Raw genomic sequence first — 7,051 nt, 5'->3', positions numbered from 1 at the left:
GCGTAGACCGGCTCGCGGTAGCGCAGCCCGCTGAAGTTGGACTGGGCGACCGCGCCCCAGCGGCCGTCGACCTTGAAAAGGGCCAGCAGGTGCTCGTCGTCGCGGCCGTCGGACAGCAGGTCCAGGATGCGCGGCAGGTGGCCCAGCCGGCGCAGCGCCGCCGCGCCGAACAGAGCGCCGTCGAAGCAGTGGGCGCGGCGCTCGCGCAGCACGCGCAGGGGGCAGCGGTAGAAGGGATCGGAGCTGTAGGCGCAGGCGTCCAGGAAGTCCTGGATCGCGCGGGGGGTGGAAAGCCCGTCCAGGGCGGCGCGTTCGCCGCCGGTGAGGGCGGACTCGAACTCGTCGGGGTGCGGCATCGGCGTTCCTCCGTGACGGTGATTCCGGGAGGAGGGACGCCCGCCATGGTAGGCGGGGTCCCCCCGTCCCGCGAGTCTACCGCAACGGCACCACCTTCAGCGAGGCCGAAGACTTCCCGCGCGCGCGCTCCCGCCGTCCGGCGAGGGTCAGCCGGTCGAACAGCACGTAGACCACCGGGATCACGTACAGGGTGAAGACCGTCGAGACCAGCACGCCGCCGATCTGGACCACGGCCATCGGGGTGCGGAACTCAGCGCCGGCGCCGCCCATCGCCTGCGGCACCATGCCGATGACGATGGCCAGGTTGGCCATGATGATCGGGCGCAGCTTGATCGGGCAGGCGTCCAGCAGCGCCGCTTCGATGCCGAGCCCCCGCGCCCGCAGCTGCGCCGTGTGGTCGAGCATCAGGATCGCGTTGTTGACCACGATGCCCACCATCATCACCAGCGCCATCAGCGACATGATGTTGATCGTCTCGCCGGTGAAGAACAGCGCCAGGGCCATGCCGATCAGGCCCAGCGGCAGCGTCGCCATCACCGTGACCGGGTGGACGAAGCTCTCGAGCATGGCGGCCATGACGATGTAGATCAGGATCACGGCCATGACCAAGGCGCCCAGGATGGACGCGAAGGCCTCGTCCTGGATCTCGGCCATGCCGGCGTAGCGCACGACCACGCCCGCCGGCAGATCGAGGCCGGCGAGGCCGGCGTCGATCAGGGCACGCTTCTGTGTGAGCGATCCCTCGGCGATGTTGGCGGTGATGTCCTGTTTGCGCTGCTTGTCGGCGTGCAGGATGGTCGCATCGCCCACGCCCTCGCGCAGGTCGGCCACTTCCGAGAGGGGCAGCACGGCGCCCGACGGGGCGGTGACGGGCAGGTCGCCCACGTAGGCCCGGTCGGCGCGGCTGGCCGGGTCGAAGGCCACCACGACGTCGTACTCCTCACCGTCCTGGCGGAACACGCCCGCCTGCGCGCCCTCGTACGCCGCGCGCAGGATGCCGCCCACGGTCGCCGCGGTCAGGCCCTGCTGCGCGAGCGGCAGCCGTCGCGGCACGACGTTCAGCTCCGGCTTGCCCGGCTGGTCGCTGGTCTGCACCTCGACCAGGCCCGGCACGTCCCGGACGACGTCGTACACCATGGCGGCCGCAGCCGTGAGCTGTGCGGGGTCATCGGCGAGGACCTCGATCTGGATGTCTGTGTCCTGCGAAGCACTCGATTCGCCGACGGGGGACACCGCGATGCGGGCGTCGGGGATGCCAGCCAGCTCGGGGCGCAAGAGGTTCATGAACTCCCCGACGTCGAGGTCGCGCTCGGCGGCCGGTTTCAGGACGATCAACACCGTCGCGTCCTCCACGCCGCGGTCTTCGCCGCCCACCTTCACCTGCACGCCGGTGACCTCGGCGTGGGCGCCCGCGACCAGGGCCACCCGCTGCGCGAGCTCGTGCGTGCGCTCGAGACTCGTGCCTTCCGGCAGCTCGAGGGTCACCTGGCACAATCCCTCGTCCGTGGTGGGGGTGAATTCTCCGCCCACGAAGCGCAGCAGCAGCAGGCTGAAGACCAGCACGGCGGCGGTCGCCGCCAGCGGCACCCACTTGCGGTGCAGGGTCCAGGCGAGGGAGGCGCCGTAGGCGGCGGCGAGCCGCGCGTAGGCGTCGTCCCAGGCGCGCACGAGCCGGGCAACGGCGCTGTGGCCGTGGCCCACGCCGCGTCCCGGCCGCACCAGGCGCGCCGCCAGCATGGGCACCAGGGTGAAGCTGATCACGAGCGAGAACAGGGTCGCGTAGACGACCGTCAGGCCGAACTGCAGGAACACGCGGCCCATGACGCCGCTCATGAAGGCGACCGGCGTGAACACCACGATGTTGGTCAGCGTCGAGGCCAGCACGGCGATCGCCACCTCGGCGGTGCCGCGCTCGGCGGCCTCGAACGGCTCGACGCCCTCCTCGGCGAGACGGCTGATGTTCTCCAGCACGACGATGGAGTTGGTGACCAGCGTGCCGACCGAGATGCCCAGGGCCATCAGCGACATCACGTTGAGCGTGAAGCCCGAGGCCTGCATCAGCATGAAAGAGGCCATGACCGAGATCGGCATCGCCACCGCGGCGATCAGGGTCTGCCGCCAGTCGTGCAGGAAGACGAAGAGCAGCAGGCCCGCGAGCAGGATGCCCAGGCCGAGGTTGCTGAGCACGTCCTTCACCGAGTCGCGCACGAACTGCGCGTTCTCCGAGACCTGTTCGATGCGGTAATCGGCCGGCAGTTCGGCGCGCAGCGCCGCCACGGCCTCGTTCACGCCATCGACGACCTTCACCGTGTTGCCGTCGGTGCGCTTCTGCACGCCGATGCCGATCACCGGCACGCCCTGCCAGGTCGTCGCCTCGCGCAATTCCTCCGTGGCGTCGCGGATCGCGGCCACCTCGGACAGCGGGATGGTCCGTCCGTCGGCGAGCGGCAGCCGGAACTCGGCCAGCTCGGCCGGATCGCGGACCTCGCCGCGCAGGCGCACGTTGATCTCGCCCGTGCCCTGCGTGATGTGCCCGGCGGGCACGTTGAGGTTGGCCGCGGCCAGCAGCCGCACGACGTCCAGCAGCGTGAGCCCGTAGGCCCGCAGGCGCTCGGGGTCGACGTCCACGCGGACCTCGTGTTCCACGCCGCCGGTCAGCTTCACCTCGAGCACGCCGCGGACCTGTTCGAAGGCCTCCTGCAGGTCCTCCCCCGCCTGCTTCAGCAGCGCGGGGTCGTAGTCGGCCGCCAGGTTGATCTGCACGATGGGCCAGTCCGAGGAGCTGAGCTCCAGGATCATCATGTCGTCGCGCGGGTCGTCGGGCAGCTCGGGCTTGGCCAGGTCGACGCGGTCGCGCACCTTCTGCAGGGCGTCGCTCATCTCCACGTCGGTGGTGAACTCCAGCACGATGGTCGAGGCCCCCTCGACCGAGGTGCTGGTCATCTCCTTGAGGTCGGCCAGGCCCTTGAGCTCGCGCTCGAGCTTGCGCGTGATGAGGTTCTCGACGTCCTCGGGACCGGCGCCCGAGTACGGGGTCATCACCATCACGAAGGGGATCTTGACGTCGGGGCTCGACTCGCGCGGCAGCTCGAGGTAGCTCTTGACGCCCACGATCGTGATGATCGCCATGAAGGCGAAGATCATCGGGTACCGGCGGATCGCGCCGCTGACGAGCCTCATCGCGCGGCCTCCGTCCCGGGATCAGCGGCGCGTGTCGCGGCGCCGGCCTCGGTGGTCGCGACCGGGTCGCCGGCGAGGCTGCCGTCGCGGGCGCCCGCCGTCTCGACCGCGTTGACGAGCGCGCCGTCGATCAGGTCGCGCTGGCCGCGCACGACCAGCAGCTCGCCCGCGCGCAGGCCCTCGACGATCTGGACGAGCATCCCCTGGTCGACTCCCAGGACGACGCGGCGCAGCTGAGCGCGGTCGCCGTCGACGACGTAGACCGCCGCGCCGCCGCCGGCGTCGAGCACCGCGTCGCGCGGGATGGCGATCACGCCCGCGAGGGTCTGCTTGTGGATGCGGGCGCGGCCGACCACGCCCGGCCGCAGCGACAGGTCCTTGTTGTCCAGACGGATCTCCAGCGGGAACTTGCCGGTGACCGGGTCCGCCTCGAAGCCGAGCCAGGCCACGCGCCCGACGACCGGCGCCGCAACGCCGTCCAGCGAGACCTCGGCCGCCGCGCCCTCGCGCAGCCAGACGATGTCGCGCTCGGTCAGCCAGCCGGCGAGCTTCAGGACCGACGGGTCGACCACGCGGGCCACGACGGTGCCCGGCGCCACCAGCTGCCCGGGCTCCACGAACCGCTCGGCCACGATCCCGGCGTAGGGCGCCGCGATGGCGGCCCGCTCGTGCCGCAGCTCGGCGACACGCGCCGCGGCCGCGGACCGGCCGTGCAACGCCTCGGCGGTCAGCAGTTCGACGCGGCTGATCTTGCCGGCCTCGTACAGCCGCTGCGTCTGCTCGACGTTGTAGGCCTGCAGCGCCAGGTCGGCGCGGGCGGCGTCCGCTTCCGCCGACAGCAGGCGTCGGTCCAGCTCGATGAGGGTCTGCCCCTTGGCCACGCGGGAGCCCTTGTCGCGCGGGATCGCGGCCACGGTGCCGCCCTCCTCGGCGGCGACGTCGGTGCCGCGCAGGGGCTCGACCGCGCCCGAGACCTCGAACATCTCGGTCAGGTCGGTGGCGTCCAGCTCCAGCACGCGGACGTTGCGGGCGGTCTCGGCCGGCGGCGCGCCGCCGTCCTTGGGTCCGCAGCCCGTGGTCGACAGCAGGGCCGGGGCCAGCATCAGGGCCGCGGCGGCGAACAGCTTGCGCGTCGTCATGATGGTCTTCTCCGTTCCGATGGTCACTGCGAACCTCCCGCGACGAGCCCGTCGACCGCCGCCAGGGGCAGCAGGGGCGAGACGCCGATGGCGCGCTTCAGGGACGCGGTCGTGGTCAGCACGTCGTACCGCGCCTGGATCAGGTTGGTGCGGGCGCGGGAGCGCTCCGCCTCGGACTGCAGCACGGTCAGGTAGTCGGCCTTGCCGTGCCGCAGCAGCAGGATGCTGGTCTCGAGCAGGTCCTCGGCCCGGGCCATGTTCAGCTCGGCCGCGCGCAGGTTGTCGCGGGCGGCGTCGCGGCCGTCGAGCAGATCGAGCACCTCGACGCGCGCCTGCCGCAGCAGGCCGTTGCGCTCGGACTCGGTGCGCAGGATCGAGGCTTCGGTCTGCTGGACCAGGCCGTGGGTCAGCAGGCCGTCGAACAGCGGCACGTTCAGCGCCACGCTGGCGCTCCAGAAGTCGTGGCCGGTGTCGTCGAGGTCCTTCAGGCGCCGGCCGATGTAGCCGAAGCTGCCGAGCATCGACAGGTAGGGGCGCATCTCGGACTTCTGCACACGCCGGCTTTGGCGCAGCAGGTCGCTCATCACCTCGGCCTGCTGCACGTCGGGCCGGCGCGCGGCCAGGTCCAGGGCCGTCGCGCGCGCCACGTCGTCCGACTCCACGCGCTGCTCGTTGCGGATGCTCAGCGGTGCCTCGGGGTCGCTGCCCATCAGGGCGTTGAGCCGGGCGCCGGCGGTGCGCAGCCCCTGCTGCGACTGGCGCAGCCGCGGCGACAGGTTCGCCGCCGCGACCGCGGCCTGCAGCGTGTCCAGCTCGGTCACCATCCCGAGCCCGAAGCGCAGGCGCGCGATGTCCAGGAACTCCTGCTGGTTGCGGACCTCCGCCTCGACGGCGGCGAGCTGCTCGGCGGCCAGCACGACGCCGTGGTAGGCCGCCACGACGTCCTGTTCGGTCTGGTGCACGACGCCCAGCAGGGCCAGGTCCTGGCGGCGGATGCCCTGGCCGGCGGCGCCGATCGCGCCGAGGATCTTGATCGGGTTCAGGGTCCAGCTCAGGTTCAGGCTCGAGCGCCAGTAGGTCTGGGCCGGGATGTCCTCGGGCGGCGGGATGAAGCTGAACCCTCCGAACAGGCTGTCGATCAGGGCGCTGCCCGAGTCGCCGCCGCCGAAACTGGAGTCCAGGGCGAAACTCGGGTCGCGGCCGCGCGACCAGGTACCCGAGGCGTCGAGGGTCGGCAGGCCGGTGGCGAGCGCCTGCTTCATCTGGCCGTCGAGCTCGCGCCGGCGGAAGCGCTCGGCCTGCAGCAGGTCGTTGCCGGCCAGCGCGCGCTGCGCGCAGGTCTCGAGGTCGAGGGTCTCGGCCGCCCCGGGGCGCGCCGCGATGACGGCGCCGGGACCGAGGTCGAGGGTCGCGGGAACCGGCTCGTCGGCAGCGGCCGCCGGGAAGGCCGCTCCCAGACAGACGGCGGCCATGAGCGCCGCGCGCGCCAGGTGTCCGATGTTCATCGTGTCCTCCGTACGGGGTCGTGGTCGGGGTTGCGGATGCCGTTGATGATGAAGGCGCGCAGCTCGCTCGCCAGGAGAGGGTCCTCGAGCGCGCTCACGCGCCCGGTCATCTGCGGGAACATGTAGTACATGGTGTCCAGGAGGCTGTCGATGATCCACACCAGCGTGGGCGGGTCCAGCGGCCGCAGCTCGCCGCGCGCGACGCCTTCGGCCAGCACGCCGGCCAGGGCGTCGCGCATGGCCTGCACGCTGGGGTGGTTCTCGAACTCGCGGCTGCAGACGTCGTTGTCGATCTCGTGCATGCACTTCGCGAACGCGGGGTGCTGCCGGCCGAACGCCTCGTAGCCGTCGAGGTAGGACAGGACCTTCTCGACGGTGGGCTGATCGGGGTCCAGCGCGTCCCGCCAGCCCAGGGCCGCCTCGCTGGCCAGGTGGACGAGCATCCGGGTGAGCAGGTCCGCCTTGTCGCGGAACAGCTCGTAGTAGGTCCGTTTGGAGACCCCGGCGGCGCGGCAGATCTCTTCCACGGTCGTCTTGCGGAAGCCGTACCGCTCGAAGAGCGGCTCCGCAACTGCATAGAACTGCAGCGACTTGTCGTGTTGGCGGGCCTCGGGCATCAGCCTGTTCCTTCGTTGCGAAACATTGAAACGTTATTTGTTTTATCGTTTCACGCCGCCCAATATGGCGTCGTTTCTCATCTTGTCAAGGTCTTCAGATCGCCCGTCCTCAGATCGCTCGAGGCGCGCCGGCAGTCGAAATGCTATCTTCGGCGATGGCCGACAACCCCCGGAGGACCATGAAACCGCACGTCCTGGCCCTGATCCTGGCCCTGAGCGCCAACGCCGCCGCCAACCTGCTGATCCGCGCCGG

At 71.2% G+C, this 7,051-nt stretch carries 5 protein-coding genes; all 5 read right to left on the bottom strand.

The window, feature by feature from the left end; translation table 11 throughout:
• Nucleotides 1-356 (bottom strand): hypothetical protein (locus Q7W29_14490; protein MDO9173030.1); only part of this gene is annotated, 356 nt, incomplete at its 3' end.
• Nucleotides 357-432: 76 nt separating this feature from the next.
• A complete protein-coding gene (locus Q7W29_14485) occupies nt 433-3,537 on the bottom strand; it encodes an efflux RND transporter permease subunit (GenBank protein ID MDO9173029.1) in 3,105 nt (1,034 codons plus the stop codon).
• The gene (locus tag Q7W29_14480) at nt 3,534-4,703 is read right to left on the bottom strand and encodes an efflux RND transporter periplasmic adaptor subunit (GenBank protein ID MDO9173028.1); all 1,170 of its coding nucleotides are present in this window, start codon (nt 4,701-4,703) and stop codon (nt 3,534-3,536) included. The genes Q7W29_14485 and Q7W29_14480 overlap by 4 nt, the downstream gene beginning before the upstream one ends.
• On the bottom strand, nt 4,700-6,181 hold the full coding sequence (locus Q7W29_14475) for a TolC family protein (GenBank protein MDO9173027.1): 1,482 nt from the start codon (nt 6,179-6,181) through the stop codon (nt 4,700-4,702). The genes Q7W29_14480 and Q7W29_14475 overlap by 4 nt, the downstream gene beginning before the upstream one ends.
• Entirely contained in the window at nt 6,178-6,798 is a 621-nt protein-coding gene (locus tag Q7W29_14470) for a TetR/AcrR family transcriptional regulator (protein ID MDO9173026.1), read from the bottom strand. Before Q7W29_14470 ends, Q7W29_14475 begins: the two co-directional genes overlap by 4 nt.
• Nucleotides 6,799-7,051 lie beyond the last annotated feature (253 nt).

Source organism: bacterium, assembly GCA_030654305.1.
In the GTDB taxonomy this organism is placed as follows: Bacteria; Krumholzibacteriota; Krumholzibacteriia; order LZORAL124-64-63; family LZORAL124-64-63; genus PNOJ01.
Note: the sequence above shows the minus strand (reverse complement) of the source record. Positions and strands in the feature narration are given on the sequence as shown.